Here is a 16,221-nt window from a genome sequence, read left to right on the forward strand (position 1 = left end):
GATCAGCTTTCCGGAACAAGAAAGATCGCAGCCAGCGGCGGAATGGTGAGGCGCAGCTCGCCGCCCTCGGCATGGACCTCGCCGACATTGCCGACATTGCTGCCGCCGTAATGGGCGGAATCGGAGTTGAGAACTTCCTTCCACTTGCCGCCGAAGGGCACGCGAACGCGATAGTTCTGGTAGACGTTAGGCGAGAAGTTGATGATGACGACACACCGCGCGTGCTCGTCGAATCCCTTGCGCAGCCAGGCGAAGACGTTGCGGTTGGCATCATCGGTGATCAGCCATTCGAAGCCGGCCTGCTCGCAATCCATCTGGTGCAGCGCCGGAACCGCGCGATAGAGCCGGTTGAGGTCGCGGATCAAGGCCTGGACGCCGGAATGGACCTTGTATTCGAGCAGGTGCCAGTCGAGCGACTGGTCGTGATTCCATTCGCGGCTCTGCGCGATCTCGGCGCCCATGAACAAGAGCTTCTTGCCGGGATGGCCGAACATGAAGCTGTAATAGGCGCGCAAATTGGCAAAGCGCTGCCACTCGTCGCCGGGCATGCGGCCGAGGATCGAGCGCTTGCCGTGCACGACCTCATCATGCGACAGCGGCAGGATGAAGTTCTCCGAGAACGCATAGTGCAGGCCGAACAGGATCTCGCCGTGGTGATGCTTGCGGTGGATCGGATCCTTGCTGATGTAGTTCAGCGTGTCGTGCATCCAGCCCATGTTCCACTTGTAGCCGAAGCCGAGCCCGCCGAACTCGACCGGGCGCGAGACTTGGGGCCAGGCGGTGGACTCCTCGGCGGCGGTGGTTGCCTGCGGGAAGCGGGCGAACACTTCCGTGTTGAAGCGGCGCAGGAAGTTGATCGCCTCGATGTTCTCCCGCCCGCCATATTGGTTCGGGATCCAGGCGTCGGGCGGCCGGCTGTAGTCGAGATAGAGCATGGAGGCGACCGCATCGACGCGCAGACCGTCGATGGCGTAACGCTCCATCCAGAACAGCGCATTCGACACCAGGAAGTTCGTCACTTCGGTGCGGCCGTAATTGTAGATCAGCGTGCCCCAGTCGAGGTGGCGGCCCTGGAGCGGGTTGGCGTGCTCATAGAGCGCGGTGCCGTCGAAATGGCCGAGCCCGTGGGGATCGTCGGGGAAGTGACCCGGCACCCAGTCGAGCAGCACGCCGATGCCTTCGCGGTGGCAGGCATCGATCAGGGCGGCAAAATCCTCGGGGCCGCCGAAACGGCTGGTCGGCGCATAGAGGCCGGTCGGCTGATAGCCCCAGGAGCCATCGAACGGATGCTCGTTCACGGGCAGGAATTCGAGATGAGTGAAGCCCATGTCGCGGGCATAGGCCGGCAGCTGCTCGGCCAGCTCGCGATAGGTCAGCCATTCATTGTTGTCCTTGCGCCGCCACGAGCCGAGATGCACCTCGTAGATCGACATCGGCGCCGACAATGCGTTGATGCCTTCAGGCGCCGGGCGCGGCCGCGGCAGGCGCGCCTCGTCGAACACGATCGAGGCCGTCTTCGGCCGCAGCTCGCTGGCAAATGCCATCGGATCGGATTTCAGCGGCAGCAGATGACCATGGGGTCCGACGATTTCGAACTTGTAATGATCGCCGGCCTTCGCATGCGGGATGAACAATTCCCAATAACCATTGCCGCGCACCCGCATCGGATGGCGCCGCCCGTCCCAGTAGTTGAAGTCGCCGACCACGGAGACGCGCCGCGCGTTCGGCGCCAGCACGACGAAGCCGATGCCATCGACGCCCTCGAGCCGCATCGGATGCGCGCCGAGCTTGTCATAGAGGCGCTGATGGGTGCCTTCGCCGAGCAAATAGAGGTCGAAATCGGTCAGGATCGGCGGAAAACGGTAGGCATCCTCGAACTCGACCACGTCGTTGCCGAACTTCGCGCGCAGCTGGTAGTGCTTCGAACCGTTGGGCAGGGCGCCGATGAACAGGCCGGAATCGTGGACGCGGTCGAGCGGCGCGACCTCGCCGTGGTCGCCGACCGCCTCGACATTGGTGGCCTCGGGCAGAAACGCGCGGACAACGCTCTTTCCGCCCTCAGGATGCAGCCCGAGATAGTGGAAGGGGTCGGAGTGGCGGCCTTCGATGATCGCGTAGGCTTCTGCAGGCAGTTTAGGCATGGGCTTCGCTCTCGGCACTTGACAGAATGCGAAGCAGTCCGGTCAGCGGCGCATGGAGTCCCTCAGGCCGGCGGGACAGCTCGTACTCTACGTCGTGGAACGCTCGATCCAGCAGGAAAAATCTCAACAGGCCTTCCGCGCAGGACCGATCGTCCGGCCACAGCCTCCGATCGGTCATGGCTTCGCGGTAGGCGGACAGGAAGGTCGCGGTGGCGCGCTCGCGCCATTCGTCGAGGGCGGCCGCGAGCCGGTCCTGCTCGTCGGAAGCACCCGTGAGCGCGCGGCTCAGCGCCACGTTCACAGAAAGGTCGATGGAATGGATCAGGCCGGCGACGTCGCGCGCGGCCGGCGCCTTGCGGCGCTTGTTGGCCAGCGGCACACGCGGATCGCCGTCGAAGTCGATGATGAAGATATCGTCCTTCACGATCAGAGTTTGCCCGAGCCGGAAGTCGCCATGATGACGGATGTTCAACCCGCCGATCTCGGATGGCAAGAGCGCATTGAGGCGGTCGAACAGGTCCGCGCGTGCAGCGATGAGCCGGTCGATCAGGGGCCGGTCCATCTCCCGCAGCCCGTCGCGGCTGTCGGCAAGCAGCTCGAGAATCCGCTCGGCACGCGCCTTGAGGTCGGAGAGCGCAGCCTTGATCTGGGCGGAGTCGATCGGCTCCGGGGCGAGATCGGCGGGCTCTGCCGCGGTGAGAGCGACATGCAGCTCGGCGAGCCGCCGGCCGATCTGCGCGATGAAATGCAGATAGGGCGCCTGCTCCTGGGTCTCGCGCGGCATCTCATCGGCCGGCGCCACGCGCTGCTCGTCGATATAGCGGTCGAGATATCCGGTCGTCACGGTCCAGCCGTCGCCCTGGTTCTCGACATAGGCATGCAGCACGCCGAGCGCGCTGCGCTGGTTGCCGTCGACCAGCTCGACGCTGCCGAGCAGCGCCGGCGTATTGGCAAAGCGGGCGACCTCGGTGAGATAGTAGCCGATCTCGATCTCAGGGCTGATGCCGCTTTCCAGCCGCCGATAAATCTTGGCAACGTACTTGTTGTCGACCAGCGCGGTACTGTTCGACTGTTCGATGGCGCGGATGCGTTCGGGCTCCTTGATGGTGTAGTCGGCGAAACGGCTGGTCGCCTTGAACTCGAGCCGCAGATTGTTCTCGTCCACGACCAGGTTTTGCGACAGCCCTCGTAAGAACAGACCGATGAAGATCTGCTCGGTCGCGACGTCGAGGAGCGTGCCTTCGCGTGCGCCCTGGCGGACGGCGGCGAGCGCCTTCGGGTTGAAGCGCTCGCGGTCGAAACGCACCCATTCGATCTGCATGGGCATCACGTACCGCGTCGTCACCTCGTCCCGCGTCGTCTCGAAGAACGCGATCCAGGGTCTGTTGTCGCCGATGTCGCTGAACGGTACCGCGGAGGTCAGCGTGGTCCGGATGTGCTTGGGATTGTTCTCGGGATACCAGCGCGTCCGTGACAGGAAGCCCGGCAGCACGTCGCGCTCGAACACGCCGCGCTCGCGGGCGAGCGAGACCCAGTTCGAGTTCACCGGCACGACCAGCGTCTCGAATTCCGGCACCGCGCGCGGCACAACCGGCTCGGACTTGTCGCGCTCCTGAAGCTGGAACCAGTAGAAGCCGTAGGGCCCCAGCGTGATCATGTAGGGCAATTCGCCGATCGCGGGAAAGCGCGTGCGGCCGAGCATCTCCTGCGGGATGCGGTCCTTCCACGGCGACAGGTCGAGCTCGGTCGCCTGCGCGGCGCGCGACAGATTGGCGACGCAGAGGATCACCTCGTCGCGGTATTGGCGGACATAGGCGAGCACGGCGCGATTGGCCGGGCGGATGAAGGTCATGCTGCCGCGGCCGAAGGCGAGCGTCGATTTGCGCACCGAGATCAGCCGTTTGGTGGCGCTGAGCAGCGAGGACAGGCTGCGCGACTGCGCCTCGACGTTCACGGATTCATAGCCGTAGACGGGATCCATGATCAGCGGCGCGTAGAGGCGGGCGGGGTCGCAGCGCGAGAAGCCGCCGTTGCGGTCCGGGCTCCATTGCATCGGCGTGCGGACGCCGTTGCGGTCGCCGAGATAGATGTTGTCGCCCATCCCGATCTCGTCGCCGTAATAGATGATCGGCGTGCCCGGGAACGACAGCAGGAGCGAGTTCATCAGCTCGATCTTGCGCCGGTCGTTGTCCATCAGCGGCGCAAGGCGCCGGCGGATGCCGACATTGATGCGCGCGCGGGGATCGTTGGCGTAGGTGGTCCAGAGATAGTCGCGCTCGACGTCGGTGACCATCTCCAGCGTGAGCTCGTCGTGATTGCGCAGGAACAGCGCCCATTGGCAGCTCGCCGGGATATCCGGCGTCTGGCGCAGGATGTCGGTGATCGGGAAGCGGTCTTCCTGGGCGATCGCCATGTAGATGCGCGGCATCAGCGGGAAGTGATAGGCCATGTGGCACTCGTCGCCACGGCCGAAATATTCCTGCACGTCCTCCGGCCATTGATTGGCCTCGGCCAGCAGCAGCTTGCCCTTGGAATACGCGTCCAGCTCCTGGCGCAGGCGCTTGATGATCGCATGCGTCTCGGGCAGGTTCTCGTTCGAGGTGCCCTCGCGCTCGCACAGATAGGGAATGGCATCGAGGCGGAAGCCGTCGACACCGGCATCGAGCCAGCGCTTCATCACTTGGATGATGGCGCTGACAACGCGCGGATTGTCGAAATTGAGATCGGGCTGGTGCGAGAAGAAGCGGTGCCAGTAGAACGCGCCGGCCTCCGGATCCCAGGTCCAGTTCGACTTCTCGGTGTCGGTGAAGATGATCCGCGTGCCCTGGTACTTCTGGTCCGTGTCGCTCCAGACATACCAGTTGCGCGCGCTCGAGCCCGGATGGCTGCGCCGCGCGCGCTTGAACCATTTGTGCTGGTCCGAGGTGTGGTTGACGACGAGCTCGGTGATGACGCGCAAGCCCCGCTTCTGCGCTTCCTGGATGAACCGCTTGAAGTCCTTCATCGTCCCGAAATCGGGATTGACCGCGCCGTAATCGGCGATGTCGTAGCCGTCGTCGCGGCCGGGCGACGGGTAGAACGGCAGCAGCCACAGCGCAGTGACGCCGAGCTCCTGCAGGTAGGGCAGCCGCTCGGTCAGCCCGGCGAAGTCGCCGATGCCGTCATTGTTGCTGTCGGCGAAGGCCTTGACGTGGAGCTGGTAGATGATGGCGTCCTTGTACCAGAGCTCATCCACGATCTCGGCAGCCTCAGCCTTCTTGGTATCGACGGAAGACAGAACATTCATGGCGTGACCCCTTACGCCAGGCAGCGGAACAGAAGTGCCGGATCGCGGTCGGGATCGATACGCAACTTGATGCCGCCCCATTCGATGCGAGACTGTTCGCCGGTGAGGAGGTTTTCGAGTGTCGTCACATGGTGACGCCGTCCTCCGGCGTCAACTGTGAGATCGCCGAGCGGCAGCCAGCATTCCCGCACGTGGCGCGACAGCGCGATCACGACGACGACAATGTTGGCCGGATCGGCCGTCTCCTTGGCGAAGGCGATCGTCTCACCGTCCTCGATGGCCAGGAAGCGCAAATTCGCGGTCTGCTGGAGCGCCGCGTTCTCGTTGCGGATGCGGTTGAGCCCTGCGATGTAGGGTTTGATGTTGCCCGGTCTGTCCCAGTCGCGCTGCCTGATCTGGTACTTCTCGGAATCCAGATATTCTTCGCGGCCGGGAATGGCCTCATGCTCCAGCAGCTCGAATCCGCTGTAGATGCCGTAATTGCCTGAGAGCGTTGCCGCCAGTGCGATCCGCGACTTGAAGGCCCAGGCCTCTCCGCTCTGCAGGTGAAAGGGCAACAGGTCAGGCGTGTTGACGAACATGTTCGGGCGGTAGAAGTCGCGTTCGGGATAGCGCGTCAGCTCGCCGAGATATTGCTCCAGCTCCCATTTTTCCGTGCGCCAGGGGAAATAGGTGAAGGACTGCGCGAAGCCGAGCTTGGCGAGGCCCTTCATCAGCTTTGGCCGTGCATAGGTCTTGGAGAACAGGATCACGTCGGTATGACGGCGGCTTATATCGCGGATCAGCCACTCCCAGAACGCGAGCGGCGCGGTGTCGTGATTGTCGATGGCGAAGATGGTTACACCCTTGTCGATCCAGAACAGCATGGCGTCGCGAAACGCATTCCACAGCCCGACGCGATCGACCGAATTGAAGTCGGGGATAACGATGTCGGAATAGGGGCCGCCCGCCGTCTTCACCGAGCGGTCGGGCCGCCATTTGAACCATTCCGGATGCTGCGTCAGCCAGGGATGATCCGGCGAGCACTGCACCGCGAAGTCCAGCGCAAGCTCGAGCCCATATTCAAGACATGTGGCGACCAACGCGCGGAAGTCCTCGATCGTGCCGAGCTCCGGATGCAGCGCATCGTGGCCGCCCTCGGCCGAGCCGATCGCATAGGGCGAGCCGGGATCACCTTCACGGGCCACCGGCGCATTGTTGCGGCCCTTGCGGCTGGTCTTGCCGATCGGGTGGATCGGCGTGAAGTAGAGCACGTCAAAGCCCATCGCGGCGATGTCAGGCACGCGCGCGATGCAGTCGCGCAGGGTGCCATGCCGGCCCGGCAATGCGCTCTGGCTGCGCGGCATCATCTGATACCAGGTGCTGAAGCGCGCCTTGTCGCGGTCGGCGGTCAGCGGGAAGAATGGCGAACGCGTCAGGTCCGGCCGCGACTGGCTCTCGGCCATGGCTTCGCCGAGCTCGGTCGCGAGCAGCGAGGTGATGTCGCCGTTCCTCAGGTAATCTTCGCACTGCCTGATGATGATAGCTGCGGCGTCCTGCCGCGCGCCATGCGCCTTGGTCAAAAGGCCGGCGCCCTCGATCGCATCGAGGCTGACATCGGCCCCGGTGCGCCGCTTTCGCGCGGCGGCGTGCGACCATGTAGCGAACTCGTCGGTCCAGGCTTCGATCGCGTAGACATATTGGCCGGGCTCGGGGGGCGTGAACGCGCCGGACCAGCGGTCATTGCCGTGATGGGTCATCGGCTCGCTCCGCCATTCGCGCTCCTGCTCTCCTCGCCAGATCAGCGCGGCTGAGATCACGGCCTCGCCATCGCGGTAGATGTCGGCCCAGACCTCGACCGGCTCGCCCGCGATCCGCTTCACGGCGAAACGGCCGCCGTCGATCGCGGGATAGACGTCCTCGATCAGGAAAGCGCTGCCGGCCGCGGCACTCTCGACAGTTTGAATTGTCTTGTTCACGGTGATGCCATTGACAAGAAAGCAGGAGCCCGTTTCCCTTGTCGGGAACCCACGCTTGGTACCATGATAGAAAGCCGCTTGTGTGTCATTGGTTCCCTTGGGAACGGCAAGCGCAGTTTGCGAGTTACCCCTGACTAACCTCTTCCGCGATCTCGTTATTCTCGATGCCCCTGGCCAAACAATGGCCTGCAAGCTGCGTGCCGAATGGATCTTTTAGCTCAAGCCCGGATCAAGGGCGTTCAATCCGAATTCATCGATGCCCTCGGCAAGCTGCGGGTCACCGCGCCCGAGGCCCTCAAATCCATCCTCGATGCCCTGCCGGAGAAGCGGGTCTATCGCTTCGTCAGCGGGCCGGTCGTGGTCCGTGCGCTCGGACGCCCGCGCACGGAATTGGCGTCGGTTGGCGCGCCGCCGCTGCGATGGAAAATCGCCGGCAACGGCAATGTGATCGCGGCAGGCGAGACGCGGGAGCCCGTGATCGCCTGGCCCGCGGGCCTGGCGCTCGGGTATCACCGCCTGACGCTGACCGATGCCGAAGGTGCGAGCGAAGACGTGCCGATGATCGTGGCGCCCGAGCGCTGTTTCGGCGGCGATTTCGACCGCGGCTGGCTGCTCGCCGTGCAGCTCTACAGCGTCCGCTCCGACCGCAATTGGGGCATCGGCGATTTCACCGATCTCGCCGGCCTGGTCCGGCTCGCCAAGCAGCTCGGGGCCGACGGCGTCGGGCTCAATCCGCTGCATGTCCTGTTCGACGATCACCCGGCCGATTGCAGCCCCTATTCGCCGAACAGCCGGCTTTTCCTCAACCCGCTCTATATCGACGTCGAGGCGATCCCTGAATTTTCGGCCGACCTCGTGCCCGACGCGGCCGCAACGGCCGCCCGTCTGCGCGAGGGCGACCGCGTCCCTTATACCGACATGGCGGCGCTGAAATGGCTGGGCCTGCGCGCCGCCTTTAACAGCTTCGTGACAAGCGCGAGCGAGGCGCGTCGCAAGGCGTTTGACGCCTTCCGTGCGGAGCGCGCGCCGCTGTTGTCCCGCTTTGCCTGTTTCGAGGTGCTGCGGCATCGTTTCACCGGACCCTGGTGGGAATGGCCGCAAGAATGGCAGCAGCCGGACGAGGCGAAATTCGCCGAGCTGCGCAACGGCCCCGACAAGCGCGAGGTCGAGTTCGTCGAATTCGTGCAATGGACCGCCGACAGCCAGCTGCATGCGGCCAAGGAGCTGGCCAGCCAGCTCGGCATGCGGGTCGGGCTCTATCTCGATGTCGCCGTCGGCGTGCAGTCCAACGGCTTCGATGCCTGGAACGAGCAGACGGCGATCTCGCGTCATCTCGCGGTCGGTGCGCCGCCCGACGTGCTCAACACGATCGGCCAGGATTGGGGCCTTGCCGGCTTCAATGCCGGTGGGCTGGAAGCGCAATCCTTCGTCCCGTTCGCCGACATGCTCGCGGCGTCGATGCGCCATGCCGGCGCCATCAGGCTCGATCACGTGCTCGGCCTGAAACGGCTCTATCTCGTGCCGCGCGGCTTCAAGCCCGACAACGGCGCCTATGTGCAGATGCCGTTCGAGGCGCTATTGGCCGCCGTAGCGCGCGAGAGCGCAGCCCACAAATGCATCGTGATCGGCGAGGACCTCGGCACCGTGCCGGAAGGTTTCCGCGAGATGATGCAGGATTTCGGCATCTGGTCCTATCTCGTCATGATGTTCGAGCGCGACGATGCCGGCCATTTCCGCAATGTCGACCATTACCGGCCCAATGCGCTGGTGACGCTGAACACGCATGACCTGTCGACCTATGCCGGCTGGCGCTCCTTCAGCGATCTCAAGATGAAGCGCTCGCTCGGGCTCGATCCCGGCGAGAACGACCAGGCGCGCTGGGATGCGCTCGGCAGGCTCGACGAGATCCTGCGCCAGAACGGCATCAGCGCCAACGATCTCTACTCTGTGCTGGCATTCCTGTCGCGCACGCCGTCGCGGCTGCTCGCGGTGTCGATGGAGGATCTGCTCGGCGTGATCGACCAGCCCAACATTCCCGGCACGATCGACGAGCATCCGAACTGGCGCCAGCGCCTGCCGGTCGCGCTCGACAAGATCGCGTCCAAGATCGATCTCGCAGCTTTGAAGGCTGCGACACGGGAACGTTCATTGCCCGGCGGGAATTGAGCCGCCGGGACTTGCCAGGCTCGCACGACATTGGCTCAAAGGATCGAGGACTATGCGCTGATCGGCGATTGCGAGACCGCGGCGCTGGTCGGGCGCAACGGCTCGATCGACTGGCTGTGCTGGCCGGCCTTCGATTCCGACGCATGCTTTGCCGCCATCCTCGGTACGCACAAAAACGGCCGCTGGCTGATCGCGCCGAGCGAGGGCGCAACCTCCATCTCGCGGCGCTATCTCGGCAACACCCTCATCCTCGAAACGCGGTTCGAGACGAAGAACGGCACCGTCGCGCTGATCGATTTCATGCCGCTGCGCGGCAAGGCGTCCGACATCGTGCGGCTGGTCCGCGGCATCCGTGGCACCGTGAAGATGCGGATGGAGCTCGTCATCCGCTTCGGCTTCGGCGCGGATATTCCCTGGGTGCGGCGGATCGACCATTCCTTGATGGCCATCGCCGGCCAGGACATGACGGTGCTGCGCACGCCGGTCGAGACCCGCGGCGAGGATCTGACCACCGTCTCGGACTTCGAGGTGAAGGAAGGCGAGACCGTGCCATTCGTGCTGACTTACGGTCCCTCGCATCTCGCCCCGCCTGCGCCGATCGATGCGGAGCTGGCGCTCCAGGAGACCGAAAAATTCTGGGAGGACTGGTGCGGCCATTGCACCCGTGACGGCGACTATCAGGAGCTGGTCCTGCGCTCGCTGATCACGCTGAAGGCGCTGACCTTCGCGCCGACCGGCGGCATCGTCGCGGCACCCACCACCTCCTTGCCGGAGAAGCTCGGAGGCAGCAGGAACTGGGACTATCGCTTCTGCTGGCTGCGCGATGCCACCTTCACGCTGCTGGCGCTGATGAACTCGGGTTACACCGAGGAAGCCCTGGCCTGGCACAATTGGCTGCTGCGCGCGGCCGCCGGCTCCCCGGCGAACATGCAGATCATGTACGGCATCTGGGGCCAGCGGCGCCTCCTGGAATGGGAGGCGGGCTGGCTCAACGGTTATGAGGGCGCGCAGCCGGTGCGCGTCGGCAATGCCGCCCACGCGCAGCTCCAGCTCGATGTCTACGGCGAATTGATCGACGCCTTCCACCAGTCGCGCATGGCGAGGCTCAAGCTCGACGACGAGACGACCTGGGCGCTGGAATGCGCCGTGCTCAATCATCTGGCCGAAGTCTGGGACCGGCCCGACCACGGCATCTGGGAGCGGCGCGGCCAGCCCAAGCACTACGTCTTCTCCAAGGTGATGACCTGGGTCGCCTTCGACCGCGGCATCAAGAGCGCCGAGACCTTCGGCTTCAAGGCGCCGCTGCTGCACTGGCGTGCGCTACGCGAAGCCATTCATCGAGATGTCTGCAACAGGGGATTCGATGCGGAGGAAAATGCGTTCGTCGAGTCCTACGGCTCGAAGATGCTAGACGCCAGCGTGCTGCTGCTGCCCGCCGTCGGCTTCCTGCCGGCGGACGACCCGCGCATCCGCGGCACCATCGCGGCGGCCGAAAAATGCCTGATGCGCGACGGCTTCGTGCTGCGGCACGACCCGCGCGAGCTGCCCCCGGACCAGCCGCCGCTCGAAGGCGCCTTCCTGGCCTGTACCCTATGGCTCGCCGATGCCTATGTGCTGTCGGGCGATCTCGACAAGGCGCAAGTTCTGCTTGACCGCGTGGTCGGCATCGCCAACGACGTCGGGCTGCTGGCCGAAGAATACGATTCCGTGGCCCGCCGCCAGACCGGCAATTTCCCGCAGGCGCTGACCCACATCGCGCTGATCAACACGGCGCACAATTTATCGGCGGCAAGGCAGGGCAGCGAGAAGCCGGCAGTGCAGCGGTCGAAGTAGTAGGAAGCGCCGTCAGGCGCTTTTGCCTCCACGAGCACGGTGCACTCCCTCTCCCGCTTGCGGGAGAGGGTTGGGGAGAGGGTGTCTCCGCAATGGGATAGCCCCCTAGAGGAGAAAGCCCTCACCCGCGCCTTCGGCGCGACCTCTCCCGCAAGCGGGAGAGGTTGCACCGAGCCCGTGGCAATCGAGTCAATCTAAGCCATTCCGCTTTAGCCCACCCCATTCCGCGTCAAGATCATCTCCATCGCCTCGGCAAAGCCGTCCTGCTCATTGGTCGCGGTGACGTGCGTCGCCGCGTCCTTGACGTTGTCGGCGGCGTTGCCCATGGCGATCGAGGTGCCGCTGACGCGGAACATCGCGAGGTCGTTCTGCATGTCGCCGATGGTGGCGACCGCGTCGGTCGAGATGCCGAGGCGCCTGGCCATCGCTTGCACGAACGTGCCCTTGTTGAAGCCCGGCGGGGTGATGTCGAGATAATAGGTCTGCGAGCGCACCGCGGTCGCTGCGCTGCCGAGGGCTTCCTGCATCACCTTCTCGCACGCCTCGAGCCGGGCGGCGTCGGCGCTGGCGCCGACGATCTTGCAGGCGCTGGCAAGATAGGGCGAGAAGTCAGTCACGATCGTCGGATCGGAGCGGATCGTGTGCCGCTCGTGCGCGACGTAGCTGCCGCTGGGATTGTCGATCAGCCATTTGTCGGTGGTGAACAGCCAGACGTCGGCGCCGTAGTCGCGGAGGATCTGCAAGGTGCGCTCGGCCGCGCGCGCTGGAATCAGGTGCTGCTCGACCGGCCGCATCTCGGGATCGACGATCGAGGAGCCGTTGAACGGCCCAACCGGCAGCCACAGCGCCAGCGGCTCGATCAAGAAGCGCATGCCGATCGCCGGACGGCTGGAGGTGATGGTGAAACCGATGCCAGCCTGGTGCAGCCGCTGCACGGCGTTCTTCGCGCGCTCCGTCAGCGTCTTGTCCTTGGTCAGCAGCGTGCCGTCGACGTCGGAGACCACGAGTGAGATTTGGGTCATGGCAGAACCTTGGGTGTTGCGCCGCCCAGTTTGAGCTGCCGCACGATGCCGTCTACGATCGCCTCGACGGTCTCGTCGATCGAGACGGTGATGACGTGCTCGCCCGGCTCCGGCGGCTCCAGCGTCTCGAACTGGCTGGCGAGCAGTCCGGGCGGCATGAAGTGCCCTTTGCGCTGCGCCAGCCGCTCGGCGATCAGCTCCTTGGTGCCCTTCAGGAACACGAAGCGGACGTCATCGCGTCCGCGCAGCAGCACGTCTCGATAGGCGTGCTTCAGCGCCGAGCAGGCGATGATGACGTGCTCGCCGCGGCCGCAGACCCGCGCGATTTCGTCGGCGATGGCATTCAGCCAGGGCCAGCGGTCTTCGTCGGTGAGGGGATGTCCGGCCCGCATCTTCTCGACATTGCTGGCGGGATGGAAGCTGTCGCCGTCCTCGAACCGCCAGCCGAGGCGCTCGCCGAGCGCCTTCGCGACCGTGCTCTTGCCCGAGCCCGACACGCCCATCACGATCAATGCACAGGGTGCTTCAGCGCGGCCCACGAATGTCCTCCGGAAGCGCGGCCTTGTCGACCAGCCAGACGGTCTCGCCGTTCGAGCGCGCGCGCAAGGCCGGCAGATTCTCGCCATTGCAGAGGCGCGTCAAGATCGGCCGCTTGTCGTGCCCGGCAATCTCGAACAGCATCTCGCGGCAGGAGGCCAAAGCGGGCAGGGTGAGCGAGACCCGCGGCACGAACGGCGCAACGTTCGCCTTGGGAACGCCGACGACCCAGCGTCGGGTCTCCTCGATCTCGGGGTAACCGGGAAACAGCGAGGCGGTGTGGCCGTCCGGTCCTGCGCCCATCAGGACGAGATCGAACAGCGGACGTGCGGGATCGAGCTGGTCTCCGCCATAGAAGGCCTGCAGCTCACGCGCATAGGCTTCCGCAGCGGCATCGGGATTTTCGGCTGTGGTCGGGATCGGGTGGATATGGCCGGCGGGCGCGTCGCGGTCGAGAAAGGTCGCGCGGGCGACCGCCATGTTGTTGAGGGGATCGCTGTCGGGCACGAAACGCTCGTCGCCGATGAACCAGTGCACGCGCTCCCACGGAATCCTGCCGCGCCAGGCCTCGCTGCCGAGCAACTGATACAGCGTCCTCGGGCTGGAGCCGCCGGTGAGGCAGATCGCGATGCGGCCGGCATTGGCCGCGATCCGCGCCAGCACGCGTTCGGCCGCGGCGCGGGCGAGAGCTTCGGCATCGGCCTCGACGATCAGCTTCGGCTGCTCGGCCTGAGCCATCACGAGAACTTCCGCCAGCTTCGCCCGTCGCGCCGGAGCAGCTCGTCGGCGCAGGCAGGGCCGTCGCTGCCGGCTTCATAGGTTTCGATGCCGTTGCTGCCCGCGCTCTTCCAGGCGTCCAGGAACGGCTGCACGGCCTGCCAGCCGGCCTCGATGCCGTCGGCGCGCTGGAACAGGATGTTGTCGCCGATCATGCAGTCGTAGATCAGCGTCTCATAGCCGGTCGAGGGATCGGCGCGGAAATAGTCGCCATAGCGGAACTTCATCTCGACGCCGTCGATGGTGATGCTCGGCCCCGGGATCTTGGCGTTGAACTGCAGCTCGATGGTCTCAGTCGGCGCGATGCCGATGGTGAGGAAGTTCTGCGACAGCCGGTCGACGTCCGTCCCTGAGAACATCGACAGCGGCGCCTGCTTGAACTTGATCGCGACTTCGGTGCGCTTGTGGCCGAGCGCCTTGCCGGTGCGCAAGTAGAACGGCACGCCGGCCCAGCGCCAATTGTCGATCATCAGCTTGAGCGCGACAAAGGTCTCGGTGGTGCTGTCGGGCTTGACGTCCGCGGTCTTGCGATAGTCCGTGATCTCGTCGTCGCCGCTGCGGCCCGCGAGATATTGCGCGCGCACCGAATTCTTCAGTGCGTCCTCCCGGCTGGGCAGCTGGATCGATGTCAGCACTTCCGCCTTCTCGGAGCGTACGGAATGTGCGTCGAAGCGGGCGGGAGGCTCCATCGCGACCAGCGACATCAGCTGGAACAGGTGGTTCGGCACCATGTCGCGCAGCGCGCCGGTGGCATCATAGAAGCCGCCGCGGTGGCCGACCCCGAGCTTCTCTTCCACGGTGATCTGGATGTGGTCGATGTGGTTGCGATTCCAGATCGGCTCGAACATGCCGTTGGCAAAGCGCAGCACCAGGATGTTCTGCACCGTTTCCTTGCCGAGATAATGATCGATCCGGTAGATCTGGTGCTCGTCCATGATCTTCAAGAGTTCGGCATTCAGCGCGCGGGCCGAGGCCAGATCGGTGCCGAACGGCTTTTCGATCACGAGCCGCCGCCAGGCGCCGTTCTCCCTCATCATGCCGGTGCGGCCGAGCTCCCGCGCGGTCGGCGCGAACGCGGCGGGCGGCGTTGCCAGATAGAACAGCCGGTTGCCGCCGGTGTCCTGCGCGCATTCCAGCGAATCCAGATGCTGGCGCAGGCGGTCGAAGGAGGGCGGATCCTTTGCGTCGGCCTCGACGAAGGTCACGCATTCCAAAAGCCTCGTCGCGATGTCGTCGTCCACCGGGCGCGTCGCGAATTGCCGCAAGCCCTTCAGCAGGCTGTCGCGCAGCTCCTCATCCGACTGGCCCCTGCGGGCGACGCCGACGACGCAGAATTTCTCCGGCAACAGGTGCTCCGCCGCCAGGTTGTAGAGCGAGGGCATCACCAGGCGATGGGTGAGATCGCCGGTGACGCCGAAGATGACGAAGGCGCAATTGTCCGGCTTGCGCTTTGGCTGCGGGTCTTTTGTCACGAATGGTCGGCCTTCGCTTGGTTTACGCGTTACTTCGGCTTCGCCGCGCCCGGCTGCGTCGGCTCCTTGTGCCCGCCGAACCCTGCACGCATCGCCGAAAGAATTTTTTCGGCGAAGGTGTGTTCTTTGCGGGACCGGAAACGTGTGTAGAGCGCCGCGGTCAAAACCTCGGCCGGCACGGCCTCGTCGACCGCCGCATTCACGGTCCAGCGGCCTTCGCCGGAATCCTCCACGAAGCCGGAATATTCCGACAGTTGCGGACTGTCGGCGAGGGCGGTCGAGGTGAGGTCGAGCAGCCAGGACGGAATCACGCTGCCACGCCGCCACACTTCGGCGATGTCGGCGAGATCGAAATCGTAGCGATGATCCGCCGGCAAAGCCTCGATATTGGCATTCCTGAGGATGTCGAAACCTTCGGCATAGGCCTGCATCAGGCCGTACTCGATGCCGTTGTGGATCATCTTGACGAAATGGCCTGCGCCGACGGGCCCGGCGTGGATGTAGCCTTGTTCGACGCGGGGATCGCGGCCCTCGCGCCCCGGCGTGCGCGGAATGTCGCCGGCGCCCGGCGCGAGCGCCGCGAAGATCGGATCGAGCCGGTCGACCACCTGCTTCTCGCCGCCGATCATCATGCAGTAACCGCGGTCGAGCCCCCAAACGCCGCCTGAGGTGCCGACATCGACATAATGGATGCCGCGCGCCTTCAGCGCCTTGCCGCGGCGGACGTCGTCCTGCCAGAAGGTGTTGCCGCCGTCGATGATGACGTCGCCTTCCTGCATCACGGCGGCGATCGTCTCGATCGTGGTCTCGGTGATGCGTCCTGCCGGCAGCATCACCCAGGCCGTGCGCGGCCGCTCCAGCTTGGCGACGAACTCTTCCAGCGTCGCCGAGCCGACCGCGCCGTCGGCGGCAAGGCCCGCGACGGCCTTGGCGTCCTTGTCGTAGACCACGGTCGAATGCCCGTGCCGCATCAGGCGGCGAACGATGTTGCCGCCCATTCGGCCGAGGCCGATCATGCCGAGTTGCATC

The 16,221-nt window shown here is 65.0% G+C and carries 10 protein-coding genes; 2 read left to right on the forward strand and 8 right to left on the reverse strand.

The genetic code is table 11. From position 1 onward, the window contains the following. Positions 1-2: 2 nt before the first annotated feature. Genes glgB through I6F33_RS09740 form a run of 3 tightly spaced genes read right to left on the reverse strand, consistent with a single transcriptional unit; the run spans position 3 to position 7,385 of the window. Positions 3-2,141 (reverse strand): 1,4-alpha-glucan branching protein GlgB, encoded by a 2,139-nt coding sequence (gene glgB, locus I6F33_RS09730; RefSeq protein WP_036027305.1) that lies wholly within the window; start codon positions 2,139-2,141, stop codon positions 3-5. Continuing rightward, a complete protein-coding gene (treS, locus tag I6F33_RS09735) occupies positions 2,134-5,427 on the reverse strand; it encodes a maltose alpha-D-glucosyltransferase (RefSeq protein WP_225142202.1) in 3,294 nt (1,097 codons plus the stop codon). The genes glgB and treS overlap by 8 nt, the downstream gene beginning before the upstream one ends. Positions 5,428-5,438: 11 nt before the next feature. Beyond that, positions 5,439-7,385, reverse strand: coding sequence for a maltotransferase domain-containing protein (locus I6F33_RS09740; RefSeq protein WP_225142203.1), 1,947 nt, complete (start codon positions 7,383-7,385; stop codon positions 5,439-5,441). A gap of 204 nt (positions 7,386-7,589) precedes the next feature. Between I6F33_RS09740 and malQ the strand changes: the two genes are divergently transcribed. Together malQ and I6F33_RS09750 are read left to right on the forward strand one after the other, a co-directional pair. After that, positions 7,590-9,551 (forward strand): 4-alpha-glucanotransferase, encoded by a 1,962-nt coding sequence (gene malQ / locus I6F33_RS09745; RefSeq protein WP_225142204.1) that lies wholly within the window; start codon positions 7,590-7,592, stop codon positions 9,549-9,551. A gap of 30 nt (positions 9,552-9,581) precedes the next feature. Continuing rightward, a complete protein-coding gene (locus I6F33_RS09750; protein ID WP_225142205.1) occupies positions 9,582-11,384 on the forward strand; it encodes a glycoside hydrolase family 15 protein in 1,803 nt (600 codons plus the stop codon). A gap of 209 nt (positions 11,385-11,593) precedes the next feature. On the opposite strand, the gene I6F33_RS09755 is transcribed toward I6F33_RS09750, so the two are convergent. From I6F33_RS09755 to gnd, 5 genes are read right to left on the reverse strand one after another with little or no spacing between them, the layout of a single operon-like run. Continuing rightward, a complete protein-coding gene (locus tag I6F33_RS09755) occupies positions 11,594-12,406 on the reverse strand; it encodes an HAD family hydrolase (protein WP_225142206.1) in 813 nt (270 codons plus the stop codon). Continuing rightward, entirely contained in the window at positions 12,403-12,945 is a 543-nt protein-coding gene (locus tag I6F33_RS09760) for a gluconokinase (RefSeq protein WP_036007277.1), read from the reverse strand. Before I6F33_RS09760 ends, I6F33_RS09755 begins: the two co-directional genes overlap by 4 nt. Beyond that, positions 12,932-13,681 carry a 6-phosphogluconolactonase gene (gene pgl, locus I6F33_RS09765; protein ID WP_225142207.1) on the reverse strand — a complete coding sequence of 250 codons (750 nt, stop codon included), beginning with the start codon at positions 13,679-13,681 and terminating at the stop codon, positions 12,932-12,934. The genes I6F33_RS09760 and pgl overlap by 14 nt, the downstream gene beginning before the upstream one ends. Next, the gene (gene zwf, locus I6F33_RS09770; protein ID WP_225142213.1) at positions 13,681-15,192 is read right to left on the reverse strand and encodes a glucose-6-phosphate dehydrogenase; all 1,512 of its coding nucleotides are present in this window, start codon (positions 15,190-15,192) and stop codon (positions 13,681-13,683) included. The genes pgl and zwf overlap by 1 nt, the downstream gene beginning before the upstream one ends. 29 nt (positions 15,193-15,221) lie before the next feature. After that, positions 15,222-16,220, reverse strand: a complete 999-nt coding sequence (gene gnd / locus I6F33_RS09775; RefSeq protein WP_109145917.1) for a phosphogluconate dehydrogenase (NAD(+)-dependent, decarboxylating) — start codon at positions 16,218-16,220, stop codon at positions 15,222-15,224. Position 16,221 lies beyond the last annotated feature (1 nt).

This window comes from Bradyrhizobium sp. BRP20 (assembly GCF_020194215.1).
Taxonomy (GTDB): Bacteria; Pseudomonadota; Alphaproteobacteria; order Rhizobiales; family Xanthobacteraceae; genus Bradyrhizobium; species Bradyrhizobium yuanmingense.

Bases quoted from the DNA above. Each gene is read 5' to 3' on its own strand.
- glgB (WP_036027305.1), bottom strand. From the start codon at position 2,141: ATGCCTAAACTGCCTGCAGAAGCCTACGCGATCATCGAAGGCCGCCAC.
- treS (WP_225142202.1), bottom strand. From the start codon at position 5,427: ATGAATGTTCTGTCTTCCGTCGATACCAAGAAGGCTGAGGCTGCCGAG.
- malQ (WP_225142204.1), top strand. From the start codon at position 7,590: ATGGATCTTTTAGCTCAAGCCCGGATCAAGGGCGTTCAATCCGAATTC.
- I6F33_RS09755 (WP_225142206.1), bottom strand. From the start codon at position 12,406: ATGACCCAAATCTCACTCGTGGTCTCCGACGTCGACGGCACGCTGCTG.
- pgl (WP_225142207.1), bottom strand. From the start codon at position 13,681: ATGGCTCAGGCCGAGCAGCCGAAGCTGATCGTCGAGGCCGATGCCGAA.
- gnd (WP_109145917.1), bottom strand. From the start codon at position 16,220: ATGCAACTCGGCATGATCGGCCTCGGCCGAATGGGCGGCAACATCGTT.